16 protein-coding genes, 1 other RNA gene and 1 pseudogene are annotated in these 14,864 nt (G+C 57.2%); 11 read left to right on the forward strand and 7 right to left on the reverse strand.

What is annotated here, in order from left to right; genetic code table 11:
* On the forward strand, positions 1-799 hold a 799-nt coding region (locus HLUSI_RS29920; protein ID WP_016835843.1), incomplete at its 5' end, for an HpcH/HpaI aldolase/citrate lyase family protein.
* A 64-nt stretch (positions 800-863) separates the two neighbouring features.
* Here the strand turns inward: HLUSI_RS29920 and HLUSI_RS0121115 are convergent.
* The 6 genes from HLUSI_RS0121115 to HLUSI_RS34700 form a co-directional block, all read right to left on the reverse strand.
* Positions 864-1,577 carry an ABC transporter ATP-binding protein gene (locus tag HLUSI_RS0121115; RefSeq protein ID WP_029363851.1) on the reverse strand — a complete coding sequence of 238 codons (714 nt, stop codon included), beginning with the start codon at positions 1,575-1,577 and terminating at the stop codon, positions 864-866.
* Complete coding sequence (locus HLUSI_RS0121120; protein WP_016835845.1) at positions 1,574-2,341, reverse strand: ABC transporter ATP-binding protein; 768 nt, start codon at positions 2,339-2,341, stop codon at positions 1,574-1,576. Before HLUSI_RS0121120 ends, HLUSI_RS0121115 begins: the two co-directional genes overlap by 4 nt.
* A complete protein-coding gene (locus tag HLUSI_RS0121125; RefSeq protein WP_016835846.1) occupies positions 2,334-3,320 on the reverse strand; it encodes a branched-chain amino acid ABC transporter permease in 987 nt (328 codons plus the stop codon). The genes HLUSI_RS0121120 and HLUSI_RS0121125 overlap by 8 nt, the downstream gene beginning before the upstream one ends.
* Before the next feature lies 1 nt (position 3,321).
* Positions 3,322-4,182 (reverse strand): branched-chain amino acid ABC transporter permease, encoded by an 861-nt coding sequence (locus HLUSI_RS0121130; protein WP_016835847.1) that lies wholly within the window; start codon positions 4,180-4,182, stop codon positions 3,322-3,324.
* Positions 4,183-4,261: 79 nt separating this feature from the next.
* The gene (locus tag HLUSI_RS34695) at positions 4,262-4,669 is read right to left on the reverse strand and encodes a type 1 periplasmic-binding domain-containing protein (RefSeq protein ID WP_269147432.1); all 408 of its coding nucleotides are present in this window, start codon (positions 4,667-4,669) and stop codon (positions 4,262-4,264) included.
* A gap of 68 nt (positions 4,670-4,737) precedes the next feature.
* Entirely contained in the window at positions 4,738-5,511 is a 774-nt protein-coding gene (locus HLUSI_RS34700) for an ABC transporter substrate-binding protein (RefSeq protein ID WP_269147433.1), read from the reverse strand.
* A gap of 206 nt (positions 5,512-5,717) precedes the next feature.
* Between HLUSI_RS34700 and HLUSI_RS29930 the strand changes: the two genes are divergently transcribed.
* The 6 genes from HLUSI_RS29930 (at position 5,718) to HLUSI_RS0121165 (ending at position 10,711) form a co-directional block, all read left to right on the forward strand.
* Positions 5,718-6,428: a GntR family transcriptional regulator gene (locus tag HLUSI_RS29930; protein WP_050977756.1), complete on the forward strand. Its 711-nt coding sequence runs from the start codon at positions 5,718-5,720 to the stop codon at positions 6,426-6,428.
* Between the two features lie 3 nt (positions 6,429-6,431).
* On the forward strand, positions 6,432-6,809 hold the full coding sequence (pcaC, locus tag HLUSI_RS0121145; protein WP_016835849.1) for a 4-carboxymuconolactone decarboxylase: 378 nt from the start codon (positions 6,432-6,434) through the stop codon (positions 6,807-6,809).
* 10 nt (positions 6,810-6,819) lie between these two features.
* Complete coding sequence (locus HLUSI_RS0121150) at positions 6,820-7,704, forward strand: NAD(P)-dependent oxidoreductase (protein WP_016835850.1); 885 nt, start codon at positions 6,820-6,822, stop codon at positions 7,702-7,704.
* Between the two features lie 26 nt (positions 7,705-7,730).
* The gene (locus HLUSI_RS0121155; RefSeq protein ID WP_016835851.1) at positions 7,731-8,534 is read left to right on the forward strand and encodes an N-acyl homoserine lactonase family protein; all 804 of its coding nucleotides are present in this window, start codon (positions 7,731-7,733) and stop codon (positions 8,532-8,534) included.
* Between the two features lie 88 nt (positions 8,535-8,622).
* Positions 8,623-9,852, forward strand: a complete 1,230-nt coding sequence (locus HLUSI_RS0121160; protein WP_016835852.1) for an alpha/beta fold hydrolase — start codon at positions 8,623-8,625, stop codon at positions 9,850-9,852.
* Between the two features lie 70 nt (positions 9,853-9,922).
* A complete protein-coding gene (locus HLUSI_RS0121165) occupies positions 9,923-10,711 on the forward strand; it encodes an SDR family NAD(P)-dependent oxidoreductase (protein WP_016835853.1) in 789 nt (262 codons plus the stop codon).
* 132 nt (positions 10,712-10,843) lie between these two features.
* On the opposite strand, the pseudogene HLUSI_RS31965 reads toward HLUSI_RS0121165, so the two are convergent.
* Positions 10,844-11,212 (reverse strand): annotated as a pseudogene (locus HLUSI_RS31965) (helix-turn-helix domain-containing protein); the annotation flags it as partial.
* 281 nt (positions 11,213-11,493) lie between these two features.
* On the opposite strand from HLUSI_RS31965, the gene HLUSI_RS0121170 reads away from it, so the two are divergent.
* The 4 genes from HLUSI_RS0121170 (at position 11,494) to HLUSI_RS0121180 (ending at position 14,813) form a co-directional block, all read left to right on the forward strand.
* The gene (locus tag HLUSI_RS0121170; RefSeq protein WP_016835854.1) at positions 11,494-12,339 is read left to right on the forward strand and encodes a fumarylacetoacetate hydrolase family protein; all 846 of its coding nucleotides are present in this window, start codon (positions 11,494-11,496) and stop codon (positions 12,337-12,339) included.
* 60 nt (positions 12,340-12,399) lie between these two features.
* A non-coding RNA gene (locus HLUSI_RS31970) (sX9 sRNA) lies at positions 12,400-12,474 on the forward strand.
* Between the two features lie 76 nt (positions 12,475-12,550).
* On the forward strand, positions 12,551-13,303 hold the full coding sequence (locus HLUSI_RS0121175; protein ID WP_016835855.1) for an SDR family oxidoreductase: 753 nt from the start codon (positions 12,551-12,553) through the stop codon (positions 13,301-13,303).
* Positions 13,304-13,493: 190 nt separating this feature from the next.
* Complete coding sequence (locus HLUSI_RS0121180) at positions 13,494-14,813, forward strand: MFS transporter (RefSeq protein ID WP_016835856.1); 1,320 nt, start codon at positions 13,494-13,496, stop codon at positions 14,811-14,813.
* Positions 14,814-14,864 lie beyond the last annotated feature (51 nt).

Genomic DNA, 14,864 nt, shown 5'->3' on the forward strand with positions numbered 1-14,864 from the left:
GAACCATATCGACTGGGGTAACAAGGCAATGACGGTGCGCATCAATACATTGCAATCGCCGTATATGTTTCGCGACGTCATCGACTTGCTCAGTCACTGCCCGCGCCTGGATTACCTGCTGATACCGAAAGTCAATCAGGCGCAAGACTTGTACGCGGTGGAAACGCTGATCAATCAGGTTGAACTGGCCACCGACCGACCGCGCCGGATTGGGCTGGAAGCCATGATCGAAACCGCCGAAGGCTTGTGTAACGTGGAGGAAATTGCACGCGCCGGCTCACGGCTGCAGGCATTGCATTTCGGTTCCGGCGACTTCGCGGCGTCGATTGCCTCGCGCACTACCGGCATTGGTATGGCGCATCCCGGCTATCGCATTACGCAACATGGCCGCAGTCATCTGAACGATATGTGGCATTACGCACAAATGCGTATCGTGGTGGCCTGCCGCGCCTATGGCCTGCGTCCGATTGACGGCCCTTACGGCGACTATAGCGACGCCGGCGGCAGCACGGAAGCGGCCGAGCGCGCCGCGATTCTCGGTTACGAAGGCAAACAGGCAATTCATCCGAGTCAGATCGAGGCCATCAATGCCGTGTTCTCGCCGACTGCCGCCGAAATTCTGCAAGCCACCCGCATCATCGCCGCCATGCAACAAGCACAGGCCCAGCATCGTGGCGCGGTGGCATTGGATGGCAAACTGCTGGATCTGGTCAGCATCCGGTTGGCCGACAATATTCTGGGCAAGGCACGCAAGATCGGCTTGCCGATTCCTGAACTCGATCGGGATACGCCGCTGTAAAAGTTGGCGGTTGCGACCACCGGCAGAGAATGCCTGCAACTGCTGCCAGGGTCGCAGGGCAACATCAAATTCCCAGATAAGCCTCGCGCACCCGGGCGTCGTCCATCAGGCTGCCAGCGTCGCCGGACAAGACGATTTGCCCGGCTTGCAGTACCGAGGCCCGCTCCGCCACCGATAATGCGAGCCGGGTGTTTTGCTCCACCAGCAAGATGGTCAGGCCGCTCTTGTGAATCTTGACCAGCGCGTGATGCAGCTCTTCCACCACCTTCGGCGCCAACCCATGACTCGGCTCATCCAGCATCAATAGCCGTGGCTTGAGCATCAAGGCCCGGCCCAACGCGACCATTTGCTGTTCGCCGCCGGACAAGGTTCCCGCCAACTGTTGCCGCCGTTCGTGCAAACGCGGAAACAAGGCGTAGATGTCGTCGAAGCGCTGCTTCAGCACCGCGGCTTGCGAGCGGCAACTGTAGGCGCCCAGAAACAGATTTTCTTCGACCGTCATCCCCGGGAAAATGTGGCGGCCTTCCGGCACATGCGCAATGCCTTGCGCGGGAATTTGATGCGCCGGCATCTTCAGCAATTCCTTGCCGTCGAACAAAATCTGTCCCGATACTTTTGACAGCAAACCGGAGATCGCGCGCAGCATGGTGCTCTTGCCGGCGGTATTGGCGCCGATCACGGCAGTGAACGAGCCTTGCGCCACTTCCAGCGATACATCCCGCAATACCGGACTGGCGCCATACGAGGCATGCAATCCCTTGATTGATAACAGACTCATGCGCTCACCTCGGTGTCGATGGAACTGCCGAGATAGGCATCGATCACGGCTGGATCGCTGGCAATGTCGGCCGGTGTGCCTTCGGCAATTTTCTGGCCGAAGCACAATACGATAATGCGGTTGCACAAATTCATGATGGCCCGCATGTGATGTTCCACCACGATGAAGGTCAGCCCCTCGTTATCGCGTAGTGAGCGGATCAGTTCCAACAAGGCATCCATTTCGGTTTCATTCAGCGCCGCCATCACTTCATCCAGCAACAGCAATTTGGGACCGGTGCACAAGGCGCGCGCCATTTCAACGCGCGCCCGCTCCGGAAACGACAAGTCTCCCGCTTTCTTGCCGGCAATTGCGGCCAGACCGACCCGCGCCAGATTCTTTTCCGCCAATGCCCGGGCGTCTTCGACGCTATGGCGCAACAAGCCGCCGACCAACACGTTATCGAGCACGGTCATTTCCGCAAACAGCGCCACATTCTGAAAGGTCTTGGTCATGCCGGCGGTGGCAATCCGACTCGGCTTACTGCCGCCGATGCTGACGCCATCCAGCACTACCTGGCCCTGATTTGGTTTGGTCAGGCCCACCAGCAGATTGAACAAGGTGGTCTTGCCGGCGCCGTTCGGCCCGATCAAACCGATGATGTCACCGCGATTGACACTGAACGAGACATCATTGACTGCCGTCAAACCACCAAAGCGGCGCGTCACATGACTGACTTCCAGAAATTTGACGCCTCCCGCTTTTTCTTTTGTCACATCAGACATAACGTTTGCCCTTCCACATTTTCTTGCCGCGTTCCAGCAAGGCGCTGATGCCATGCGGTTCGATCAGAATGATGGCAATCAAAATCAAGCCGTAGCCCAGTTGCGACACCCCGGCGGCCTGCCCCGACAGCAAGTCGTTGAACAGCTCTTCCACCGGAATGATGAAGAACGCGCCAATGATCGGCCCGACCGCAGTACCGATGCCACCGATGATGCAAATCAACGCCACCCGGATCGATACCCCGGTCAGTGAAAATGCGGTATCCGGATCGAAGAAGAAATTGAATTGCGCATACAAGGTGCCGCAAGCGCCCATCAATGCCGCCGAGATCACCGCGGCCATCACTTTGGTGCGCACGGTATTGACCCCGATCACTTCTGCCGCCTCCGGATTGGCTTTGACCGCACGCAAGCGATACCCCAGTTTGGAACGGCTGATCAGAATGAAAATCACGGTAGTAATCACCAGTGCGCCCAGCATGATGTAGTAGTACGGCAAGCTCGATTTGAATTGCATCAGACTCAGACTCGGTTGCGAGAATGGCACCGAGATGCCAACCGGACCGCCAGTCAAGCTGGTCCAGGTATTGGCGATGGCGCGCATCACTTCACCGAACGCCAGCGTGGCCAGTGCAAAATAATGGCCGCGCAAACGCATGGTCGGAATACTCAGAATGGCGCCGGCCAGCGCCGCCACCAACATCGCCGCCAGCATGCCCAGCCACGGCGAGATACCGAAGCGGATCAGCAAGATGGTCGAGGTGTAAGTGCCGATGCCGAAGAATGCGGCATGCCCGAGCGAAATCTGATTGGCCAGTCCGCCGACGATATTCCACGACTGCGCCATGGCGGCAAATAGCATCACCAAGATCAAGACCCGAATCGCATAGCCTTGGTCTTTCAAAAACCACGGAAATATTGCCAGTACCAGCAGCAATAACAACCAGCGGAAATAGCCCGGAAAATTTTTCGTTGTCATATCAGCTCGCCTTCTTCAGTAAGCCTTCCGGGCGGACTGCCAGCACCAGAATGAAAATCAGGAACAAGGCCAGATTCTGCAACTGGATCGGCATCACCAGTGATGAAATGGATTGGATCATGCCAACCGCCAGACCGCCCACCACCGCGCCCAGAATATTGCCCAGACCGCCCAGCACCACCACCGTAAACATCAACACGCCAAATTGATCGCCGATGGTCGGTGACACCGTCAGATACGGCAAAATGATCGCCCCGCCTAATGCCGTCAGACCGACGCCGAGTCCGAATGCCATCTGATGCACCCGCGCCGGTGAAATACCGACCAGTTGCGCCGCCATGACATCTTGCGACGTGGCGCGCACAGCCCAGCCCCACCAGGTCTTTTTCAAGACCCACCAAATCAGCAAGCCAGTTACCGCAGATACTGCGAACGCCGCCACATACGGGACATTGAACATCAAACCGCCGAGTCGCCAGGCACTGGTCTGATACGCCGTCTGCACCGAACGGAACTCCGATCCGAACACGATCAGCGCCAGATTTTCCAATACGATCAAGAGTCCGACCGTCAAAAATATCTGACTGACTTCAGGCGCTTTGAGTACCCGGCTGATCAGATATTTCTGGATCAGCGCACCAAGCACAAAGACCCCGGCAAACGCCAGCACAGCACCAAACAATGGATCCAGCCCGAGAAATTTCCAGGCAAAGAAGGCAATGAACATCCCGACCATCAAGAACTGCGATTGGGCAAAATTGATAATCCCGACCACGCCAAACACCAGCGTCAGCCCAATCGAGATAACGGCGTAGACGCCACCGATCAATAGGCCGTCGATCAAGGCCTGCAATAACTGCATAGAAATCTCCCGTGAAGCGCGCCGGCGAACGCCGGCTGCGCCACCGCTGACGGCAATGTCAGCGATAATTAACGCAAACTCAAACCGCCTTGCGTTGGATGAAGTTGCCTTTGGCCAGTGCTTTCGGATAAACCGTGACCAATTCGTTTTTTCGCCACTGCACCATGACCGGTTCGGCCAGCGTATTCAAGCCGGTGTCGTCGAACTTGACTGCACCGCCCGTCATCGCCTGCGTCCAGCCACCGTTGAAACGGGTACTGCGCAAGGCTTCGCGCACACCATCGGGCGCCGTGGTCTTGGCTTTTTCCAGTGCCTGCGCCAATACATCCATACAGACCGCGTGTTCCAGCGCCTCATGCACCATGAATGCGCCAAAACGCTTGCGATAGCGCTCGGTATATTGCGGCCCCAGATCGTAATTGGCCGGGGCAATCGATAACACCCCTTCGGCGTACTCGCCCAGCGCCTTGGCGAAATCGGGAATCACATAACCGGCAGCGCCGCCGACGGCTGTCGATCTTTTGTTGGCGCATGGTGCGGATGATCAACAAACTGTCATTCAGATACGACACCGGGAATACGATTTGCGCGCCGGATCGGCATGTCGATCTTTTGTTGGCGCATGGTGCGGATGATCAACAAACTGTCATTCAGATACGACACCGGGAATACGATTTGCGCGCCGGAGTTGCGCAACTTGTTGATCAGCGGCGTGACATCGGAAATACCTAGCGGATAGGCTTCATCCATCACAATTTCCGTTTTGGCGGCCTTGGCAGCATCGCGCAGCCCGGTAGCTTGCGAAGTACCGTAGGCGGTATCTTCGTAAACGATGGCAATCTTGTTGACCTTTTGATTGCCAGAAGCCAGCGCCACGGCATAGTCGAACTGACATTTGCCGATCAGCGAACCCTTCGATACCACCTGAAATACATTCTTGAAACCACGCCCGGTAATTTGATCCGAGAACGACATGGTCAGCAACGGAACGCCGCGCCGTTCAGTCACTTCTGAAATCGCCAATGTCAGCGAAGAAGCAAATGCCCCCAGAATCGCCACGCATTCATTTTGGGTAATCAGACGCTGTGCCACCGTGGCTGCGGTAGTCGCGGCCGAGGTCGAGTCCGCCACGATCAGCTTGATCTTGGCACCACCCAACGACTTGATGCCCCCAGCCGCATTGATTTCATCGGCAACTAGTTCAATCCCCTGCCGCGAATTAATGCCGAATTGGGCATTGGCGCCAGACAACGGCAAGATCACACCGACATTGATCGTCTTTTGCTGCGCCAGCGATAAGGTAGGTAATGCGGCAGCCAGCGCCAGCATGCCTGTGCCTGCTACAAATTGCCGACGGCGCGGCGAATGCTTTGGGGGATGTCCATGAGAAGCCATACTGTCTCCAGGTTGTGTTGTAATCTTGTCTGTTTAACTGACTGTCTTACCCTTTGTAATCTGCTGCAAAGTATATAACCAGCTTTTTGTATGTCAAGCTTATTGACATATTGTATGACAATTTATAGAATGAGGACACTATGAGCACTGAAGCCCCCGCCGTACTTCGAAAACCCGACAGCTTGCGTAGCCAGGTAGAAAACTATCTGCGCGAAGCCATCATGAATGGCCGTTTCAAGCCGGGTGAGAAACTGAGCGAACGCGAATTGTGTGAATTGCTGGATGTCAGCCGGCCCTCCCTGCGTGAAGCCCTGCGCAAGCTGGAAGCGGAAAAGCTGATCACCATGGTGTTGCATCGCGGCCCGGTGGTGTCGTCGATTTCAGTCAGCGAAGCGCGCGATTTGTACGCGATTCGCGGTTTGCTGGAAAGTCACGCCGCCTCGGAATTCGCCAAACTGGCATCCGACGACACGGTCGCGGCGCTCGGCGTTGCGGTTAAGAATTTGAACCAAGAAGCCGCCAGCGGAGACCGCAAACGTCTGCTGGCAGCCAAGGCCGATTTTTACGACGTGATCCTGAATGGCTGCGGCAATCAGCTCATCAAGGAAATGCTGTTGAGTCTGCTGTCACGGATCAATTTATTGCGCTCGACGTCTTTTTCACATGCCGACCGCTTGTCTGAAAGTCTCAAGGAAATCGACCAGTTATACGCATGCATCAAAGCCAGAAACGCCACTGCCGCTGGCAAGGCGGCACGCCTGCATATTCAGAATGCTGAAAAAGCAGCACTCGATGTACTGTCTCAACAACAAACGCAACCACCCCCACCCGCTCGACCCCATAAGGAGTAATAGATGAATCAGGAACTGTTCGATACTGGCCTCAAGACCCGCCGCGAAGTCCTCGGCGCAGAATATGTTGATGCATCCATCAAGAATGCGGATGACTTCAACCTGCCGATGCAAGAACTGGTGACCCAGTATTGCTGGGGCGATATCTGGAACCGTCCCGGTCTTGACCGTCGTACCCGCAGCTTCCTCAACCTCGCCATGCTCACCGCACTGAACCGCCCGCACGAAATCAAATTGCACGTGCGCGGCGCGGTCAACAACGGTCTGTCCAAACAAGACATCCAGGAAGTATTCCTGCAAGCCGCCATCTATTGTGGCGTGCCGGCGGCGATCGACAGCTTCAAGATCGCCAAGGAAGTCTTCAAGGAAATGGGCATCTGAGGAGATCATCATGACAAAAAAAATTTGCTTCATCGGCCTCGGCATGATGGGTTATCCCATGGCTGCCTTGCTGACCAAGGCCGGTCATACGGTTCATGTCGCGGATGCCGATCCGGCCCGGGCGGCGCAGTTTGCTGCCGAATACCAGGCACAGGCATTCGATGCCGCGGCTGCGCAACTGCCGCCCGCCGATATCGTCATCACCATGCTGCCCAATTCCGACATCGTGGAATCGGTAGTACTCGGCAAGAACAAGGACGGCCTCGCCTTCCGTTTGTCGACTGCAACCTTCATCGACATGAGTTCATCCGAACCGATGCGTTCGCGTCAGCTGGCTGCCGATCTGGCAGAAATCGGCCATCACTATATCGATGCACCGGTATCCGGCGGCGTCAAAAAAGCCATCGAAGGTACCTTGGCGATCATGGTCGGTGGCGCAGCCACTACTTATGCCGCTTGTACCGAGGTCTTGCAATGTATGGGAAAAACCCTGTTCCACGTCGGCGGTCCGGGTGCCGGGCATGCCATGAAGGCGCTCAATAATTTTGTCTCCGCTGCCGGGCTGGTGGCGGCGGTTGAAGCCTTGCACGTGGGTCAGATTTTCGGTCTCGATCCGGCCGTCATGACCGATGTTCTGAATACCTCTACCGGTCGGAACAACACCACCGAAGCCAAGGTCAAACAATTCATGCTGAGCGGCAGCTTCGGTTCCGGCTTCTCGCTGCAATTGATGACCAAGGATCTGGGCGTGGCCATGAAATTGGGACAGGAACTCAATTACCCGATGCAGCTTGGTAACGAGTGTCTGAAAATCTGGAAGGACGCCGCGCAATCGCTGGACCGCGTGGCCGACCATACGGAAATGTATCGCCTGCTGGCTGACACCCGCGGCTGACCAGCAACCCGCCCCAGGTAACCGCGATGACTGCCACAGCACTGCCGCAATATGAGGTGTATGCAATACGCTACGCCACCGTCCCACGCCGCCGCGCGGAAAACTTCATGGTGCATGATCCGCATGACGGCCCCATGCCGATGGATTATTTCATTTGGGTAATCCGCGATGCGACGCGCACCATCGTGGTCGATACCGGATTCAATCAGGCCGCCGCAGTCGAACGCAAACGCACTTTTCTGCGCTGTCCGATTGCGGCCTTGTCCGGCCTTGGTGTCGCTCCGGATCAGGTCACCGATGTGATCCTGACGCATTTGCATTACGACCATGCCGGCAATATCAAATTGCTGCCGAACGCCATGATGCATTTGCAGGAAGCCGAACTGCAATACGCCACCGGAAAGTACATGCAATACGATTTGATCCGCCATGCCTACGCCGTCGATGATGTGGTCGATATCGTGCGCGGCGTGTACGACAAACGGGTGCGGTTTTATGAAGGCGATGCAGAACTGGTACCGGGCATTGAGCTGGTGCATGTCGGCGGCCATACCAAAGGCTTGCAGGCAGTGCGGGTGCATACCCAGCGCGGCTGGGTCGTGCTTGCTTCGGACGCCAGTCACTTTTACGACAACATTCATAACGAATCGCCGTTCCCGATTGTGTTCCACGTTGGTGACATGCTGAATGGCTACGTCAAATTGCAAAATCTGGCCGACAGCAAGGAACATTTGATTCCGGGGCACGATCCGCTGGTATTTACCTGCTATCCGCGCCACGGCGAGGCGCAACATGAAATCGTCAGTTTGCATTTGCCGCCGCTGCGCTGAATTGCGATTGACTTGACACCTTTCCGGCACGCTGGCTTATTTCCGGCCTGCGTGCAGGCACTTTTCCGACTACGAATTTACTTCTGCCATGACTATTGCCGAACAACTGCTGGCCCGCATCGGCCGTATTCTTGACGATCAGGAGTTTCCGCGACTGACTGCCGGACTGAACGCACAAGTCCGGCTGGTGGTCGCAGAGCGCCACATTGATTTGCGGATTGATCAGCAACGTCTTGCGCTTGGCGGCGCTGCCGCTACTGACATCAACGTCACAATTACTGCCAGCGAAGCCGCCTGGAAACAGTTGCTGCAAACACCGCCGCCGCCAACTTTCCACTCTTTCACTGCGTTGCAACTGGCCAATGATGCGTTTGAAGTCAGCGGCGATCCGCTCTGGATTGCACGCTGTCGGCCAGCACTGGAACGGTTGATTGAGCGAGTGGTTGACGCCCCGATGCGCAGCAGCGCGACACCCGCCAGAAACGTGGAACAGATTCAGGCCGGCTATCGCACGGTGCAAATCGACGATCAGCCGCATCACCTTTACGTCGAACGCGCTGGCCAAGGCATACCTGTATTGTTCTTGCACACCGCTGGCGCCGATGGCAGACAATTTCTCGGTCAGATGGCCGATAGTGGTCTGGCCGAAGCGTATGCCATGTTTGCCGTGGATATGCCATTCCACGGCAAGTCGCTGCCGCCGGTAAGCTGGGATGGTGCCAGCTATACGCTGACAGCGGCCCGTTACTTGTCGTGGTGCGTCGCCATTCTGGAACAAGTCATTCAGTCCAAGGCGATCATCGTCGGCGGTTCCATGGGTGCGGCGATTGCCATGGTGCTGGCGGCTGAACGTCCGGATCTGATTCACGGCATCATCGCGGTCGAGCCGCCATTTCGTTCCAAGGGCCGCCGCAATCCTTACCAGCATCACGCCGAAGTGCATGGCGCACTGCATAACGCCAGCTTTGTGCGCGGTCTGATGAGCCCGGAAAGTCCAGAAGCACAGCGGCGGCAGGCAGCATGGATTTATTCGCAAGGCGCACCCGGCATCTATAGCGGCGACCTCGCGTTCTATAGCGATGAATTCGACGGTGCGGTAACCGGTCCGCGCATCGATACGGCCCGCACGCCGGTCTCACTGCTGTGTGGCACTTACGATTACTCGGCCACCCCAGTCGATGGCGAGAAACTGCAACAAGTCATTGCTGGTGCGCAACTGGATGTCATGCCGGGTCTCGGACATTTTCCTATGTGTGAGAATCCTGACTACTTCAGGCCTTACTTGTTACAGGCACTGCAACGTATGAATGCCGTGTGAATAAGGTGCCGGAGAGTCCTCACCACGCTCCTCTGCGAACAGATCGCGACAAATCATTAGAGAAAAAGAAATGACTATTTTCGAGAACGCTTTCGACCCTGTGCGAGAAACCGCGCTGGTGACAGGTGCTGGGAACGGCATCGGACGTGCCATCGCCCAAGCCCTGGTGGGTGAAGGTATTCGTACTGTCTTCGCTGATATCAGCACGGAGAAGGTGGCTGCAGCGGTAGCCGCATCTCGCCGGCCTGAACTTGCCGTTCCCTGGGTCGGTGACCTTGCCAATCGAGCTGGTTGCGACGATTTGTTGGCGCATGCGCGAGCGACAGTCGGGCGTGTAACGCACTTCGTGCACAGCGCTGCTCCGCCGAGGCGCGAAGCCGACCACGCGTTAGCAGTGACGGACGAAACCTGGGAGAACATGCGTGCGGTCAACGTCGATGCTGGTTTTCATCTGGCGCGCGAACTCGCGCGTCCGTTGATCGCAGCACGCGAACCGGGCTCGTTCCTGATGTTGACATCTCTGCACGCAAGCACGCCACGAAACCTGCCGCACTATAGTACTTCCAAGGCTGCATTGTCGATGCTGGTCAAGGAACTTGCGAAGACACTTGGACGCTTCGGTATTCGTGTGAATGCCCTCGTACCGGGCGCAATTGCCGCCGGTGGATTCGTGGCCGATCCGGCGCTGACACGGCACATTCCGCTCGGCCGCTTGGGGCAAAGCGAGGATCTCGCCCCGATGGCGATGGCTGTGCTTTCGAACCGGCTATCTGCCTACGTGACTGGTGCTTCCTTTGTAGTAGACGGTGGCATGTCGTTAACGAACTGGTTTGACGCTCCGGCACTCGAAGATTTTTAACTGATTGCTCCTGATCCGCAATTGGTCATTCGGCTCTTCTGGCGCAAGGAGACATCATATCTCAGGGATGTTTAACTGACTGTCAGATGAGGATGAACTGAATTTTAGGCAAGTCCATCCAAAGAGAAAAACTGTTGATTTGCTCGCAGAATTGACCCTCTCCAATTGATCCACCTTCCAGCGTCTGGCGAAGGCTGCGACTCGATCATACGATCCCTCATAGCCCAACGCTCGCAGCTCCAAATGGAGCTGTTTTAACGTACGACGTTGTTTGCGTGACTTGGCCGCTTCGGTTTTTAACCAGGCCGAGAGTTTTATTGTGTACTTATCCAGAGAGCTCCTGGGACGCCTGTCTGCATAGGCTGGCTCAATGGTTTCCGCGCGAATGTACCGTCTGACGGTGTTTCGTGAAATGCCTAAACGCCTGGCGATCTCTCGCAATGGGACCTGGTCACGAAGGTGCCAGCGTCGAATAATGCCTAGTAATGCCACGTCGATCACTCCGATCTCCTGCTTATGGTCATAAGCAGAATTGTGTTCTAAACGTGGGTCAATTCTCGGTGCAAATTATGCGGCTATGTGGGTCAATTTTCGATGCAAAACAACAAGTTGCGCACTTAATTATTCCTCACACATCTGGTTTATAAATTTTCACCTGAAACGCGACAAAGTTGTTTGATGGTCTTACCAATTAATTGGTATTATCTCGATTCCCAAGCAAGACCATGCGCCGCAGTCGCCACGATGGCGCCTTATTTAGACCAACCACCAAAGGAAGAGCAATGAAATTACTCCGTTACGGCCCTGTCGGCCAAGAAAAGCCAGGCATCCTGGATCAGGCCGGCAAGATCCGCGACCTGTCGGCACATATCAAGGACGTCAACGGCGCCGCTCTGGATGACGCTACCCTGGCGAAAATCCGCGCACTGGACCTGCAAAGCCTGCCGGTGGTCGACGGCAATCCACGTATCGGCGCCTGCGTCGGCAACATCGGCAAGTTCATCTGCATCGGCCTGAACTACGCCGACCACGCTGCTGAATCCGGCCTGCCCATTCCAGCCGAACCGGTCGTGTTCAACAAGTGGACATCGGCCGTGGTCGGTCCCAACGACGACGTCAAGATCCCACGCGGCTCCAAGAAGACCGACTGGGAAGTCGAACTGGGCGTGGTCATCGGCAAGGCCGCTTCGTACATCGAAGAAAAGGATGCGCTGTCTCACATCGCCGGCTATTGCGTCGTCAACGACGTCTCCGAGCGCGAATACCAAACCGAACGCGGCGGCACCTGGGACAAGGGCAAGGGTTGCGACACCTTCGGTCCGATCGGCCCATGGCTGGTGACGCGCGATGAAATCGCCAACCCGAACAACCTGCAACTGTGGCTGGAAGTCGACGGCAAGCGCTACCAGAACGGCAACACCAACACGATGATCTTCAACGTGCCGTTCATCATTTCCTACCTGAGCAAGTTCATGAGCCTGCAACCTGGCGACGTGATCTCGACAGGTACGCCTCCAGGCGTCGGCATGGGCGTCAAGCCGAATGCTGTCTACCTGACTGCCGGCCAAACCATGCGCCTGAGCATCGAAGGCCTGGGCGAACAACAGCAAAAGACTGTCAACGCATAAAACTTGCTTTTGTTCCTACTGCGAAGCCGTGATCCGGCGTCGGGCGGTGCTCGGAATCTCATGTACTGAAGTACATTCCGGTTCCTGCGCTCCGTCCGCCACCGGCTGACGACTTCTCGCTACGGAACAAAAACAAGTTTGACGCGATAAGAACTGCCCGCAGAGGCAGATTCCAACAGGTCACCTCAAGAGCAAAGAGAACGGAGTTCACATGAATCATTACGATTTCCAGGGTCGCAGCGCGATCATCACCGGCGGTGCGCAAGGCATCGGTTTCGCCATCGCCGAACGCCTGCTGCAAGGCAAGGCCAAAGTCGTCCTGTGGGACCTCGATGAGAAGTTGCTGCAGGAAGCGCGCGCCAAGCTCGAGTCGCTCGGCAACGTCGAAACCGTCGCCGTCAACATCGCCGACCAGGCCGCCGTGCAACGCGCCATCGAAGCCACTGAAAAAGTCACGCAATCGATCGACGTGCTGGTGCACAGCGCCGGCATCGCGGGCCAGAACGGCCTCGTCGCCGACTACTCGCCGGAAGAATGGCGCCGCGTCATCGACATCGACCTGAACGGCGCGTTTTACGTCAACCAGGTGGTGGTGCAACGCATGATCGCGCAAAACTACGGCCGCATCGTCAACATCGCTTCCATCGCCGGCAAGGAAGGCAATCCGACCGCGTCCGCCTACAGCGCCGCCAAGGCGGGCCTGATCGCCCTGACCAAGAGCCTCGGCAAGGAAACCGCGACCAAGAACATCGCCGTCAACGCGATCACCCCGGCTGCGGCGCAAACCCGCATCCTGGAGCAATGCACCCAGGCCCACATCGACTACATGCTGTCGAAGATCCCGCGCGGACGCTTCGTCAAAGTGGAAGAGATCGCCGCCATGGTGAGCTGGCTGGTGTCGGAAGAAAACTCGTTCACCACCGCATCGGTCTTCGACCTGTCCGGCGGCCGCGCGACATATTGACCCGGCACTGAATCAGTACTGATCCAGCCGGAATCAAACGGATAGCGTCCGCCGCACCGGCGGCGGCGCATTGAACATGCGTCGAGCTATCCGCCAATAATAAAAATTACTACAGCCTGTTTGCCCGGCATGCCATAAGCATCCCGGGTCGGCATGCTGCGCCCTTTTATTGCTTCAGAGGAGAGATGTTATGGCAGCAGTACCCTATCCGGCCACCGCGCAGGATATCCAGGAATCCAATCTATACCGCCGCATCACGCTGCGCTTCGTGCCGCTGCTCGTGATCTGCTTCGTGTTCGCTTATCTCGACCGCGTCAATATCAGTTTCGCCAAGTTGCAGATGCAGCAGGATCTCGGTTTCTCCGACGCCGTCTACGGCCTCGGCGCGAGTATCTTCTTCGTCGGCTACTTCCTGTTTGAAATCCCGAGCAACATGATCCTGCACAAGGTCGGTCCGAAGCGCTGGATCGCCCGCATCATGGTCACCTGGGGCATCGCCTCGGCGGCGATGATGTTCGTCACCAATGAAACCGGGTTCTACATCCTGCGTTTCCTGATCGGCAGCCTTGAAGCCGGCTTCGTGCCGGGCGCGCTGTATTTCTTCACCAACTGGTTCCCGTCGCAACGCCGCGGTCGCATCAATTCGCTGTTCATGGCGGCCATCGCCCTGTGCGGCATGATCGGCGGCCCGATCTCGGGCGGCATCATGAAGTTCACCCACGGCGTGAGCTCGCTGCACGGCTGGCAATGGCTGTTCCTGCTGGAAGGCATTCCGTCGATCGTGCTCGGCGTGATCTGCTGGATCGTCATCGACAACAAGATCGAAGACGCACGCTGGCTGAAAGACGATGAAAAGAAACTGCTGCTGGCCCGCCTCGCAGCCGAGCCGAAGAGCGAAGCGGTGCATTCCTTCCGCGACGCGCTCAAGCAGCCGTCGACCATCACCATGTCGCTGATCTACCTGGTGCTGGCTTCCGGCATCTACGGCCTGGTGTTCTGGATGCCGCAACTGATCAAGACCGCCGGCACCGACGACACCTTCATCATCGGCCTGATCACGGTGATTCCTTACCTGTGCGCCGCCATCGGCATGATCCTGATCGGCCGCAGCTCGGACCGCACCGGCGAACGCCGCTGGCACCTGGCAGGTTGCGCGCTGGCCGGCGCCGTCGGTTATGCCGTGAGCGCCTACTTCGGCAGCAACACGCTGGTGCTGGTGGTCGGCCTGTCGTTCGCCGCAACCGGCATCATCGCCGGCATCGGCCTGTTCTGGATCCTGCCTCCGCGCGTGCTGACCGGCGCCGCAGCGGCCGGCGGCATCGCACTGATCAACTCGGTCGGCCAGCTCGGCGGCATCATCACGCCGTACATGGTCGGCAAGATCCGCGACATCACCGGCAGCGCTTCGCTGGGCCTGTACGTGGTGGCGCTGGAATGCCTGGTCGGCGCGGCCTTGCTGTTGTGGGCGCTGCCCAAGCGCATCTACTTCCGCGAACCCGTCGCCAAGTAATCATGTCGTTGTCCGCAGCATGAAAAAAGCCGCCCTCGGGCGGGAGAAAAC

The sequence above is a fragment of the Herbaspirillum lusitanum P6-12 genome (genome assembly GCF_000256565.1).
GTDB lineage: Bacteria > Pseudomonadota > Gammaproteobacteria > Burkholderiales > Burkholderiaceae_D > Herbaspirillum > Herbaspirillum lusitanum.

Bases quoted from the DNA above. Each gene is read 5' to 3' on its own strand.
- HLUSI_RS0121115 (WP_029363851.1), bottom strand. From the start codon at position 1,577: ATGAGTCTGTTATCAATCAAGGGATTGCATGCCTCGTATGGCGCCAGT.
- HLUSI_RS0121120 (WP_016835845.1), bottom strand. From the start codon at position 2,341: ATGTCTGATGTGACAAAAGAAAAAGCGGGAGGCGTCAAATTTCTGGAA.
- HLUSI_RS0121125 (WP_016835846.1), bottom strand. From the start codon at position 3,320: ATGACAACGAAAAATTTTCCGGGCTATTTCCGCTGGTTGTTATTGCTG.
- HLUSI_RS0121130 (WP_016835847.1), bottom strand. From the start codon at position 4,182: ATGCAGTTATTGCAGGCCTTGATCGACGGCCTATTGATCGGTGGCGTC.
- HLUSI_RS34700 (WP_269147433.1), bottom strand. From the start codon at position 5,511: ATGCTGGCGCTGGCTGCCGCATTACCTACCTTATCGCTGGCGCAGCAA.
- HLUSI_RS29930 (WP_050977756.1), top strand. From the start codon at position 5,718: ATGAGCACTGAAGCCCCCGCCGTACTTCGAAAACCCGACAGCTTGCGT.
- pcaC (WP_016835849.1), top strand. From the start codon at position 6,432: ATGAATCAGGAACTGTTCGATACTGGCCTCAAGACCCGCCGCGAAGTC.
- HLUSI_RS0121150 (WP_016835850.1), top strand. From the start codon at position 6,820: ATGACAAAAAAAATTTGCTTCATCGGCCTCGGCATGATGGGTTATCCC.
- HLUSI_RS0121155 (WP_016835851.1), top strand. From the start codon at position 7,731: ATGACTGCCACAGCACTGCCGCAATATGAGGTGTATGCAATACGCTAC.
- HLUSI_RS0121160 (WP_016835852.1), top strand. From the start codon at position 8,623: ATGACTATTGCCGAACAACTGCTGGCCCGCATCGGCCGTATTCTTGAC.
- HLUSI_RS0121165 (WP_016835853.1), top strand. From the start codon at position 9,923: ATGACTATTTTCGAGAACGCTTTCGACCCTGTGCGAGAAACCGCGCTG.
- HLUSI_RS0121170 (WP_016835854.1), top strand. From the start codon at position 11,494: ATGAAATTACTCCGTTACGGCCCTGTCGGCCAAGAAAAGCCAGGCATC.
- HLUSI_RS0121175 (WP_016835855.1), top strand. From the start codon at position 12,551: ATGAATCATTACGATTTCCAGGGTCGCAGCGCGATCATCACCGGCGGT.
- HLUSI_RS0121180 (WP_016835856.1), top strand. From the start codon at position 13,494: ATGGCAGCAGTACCCTATCCGGCCACCGCGCAGGATATCCAGGAATCC.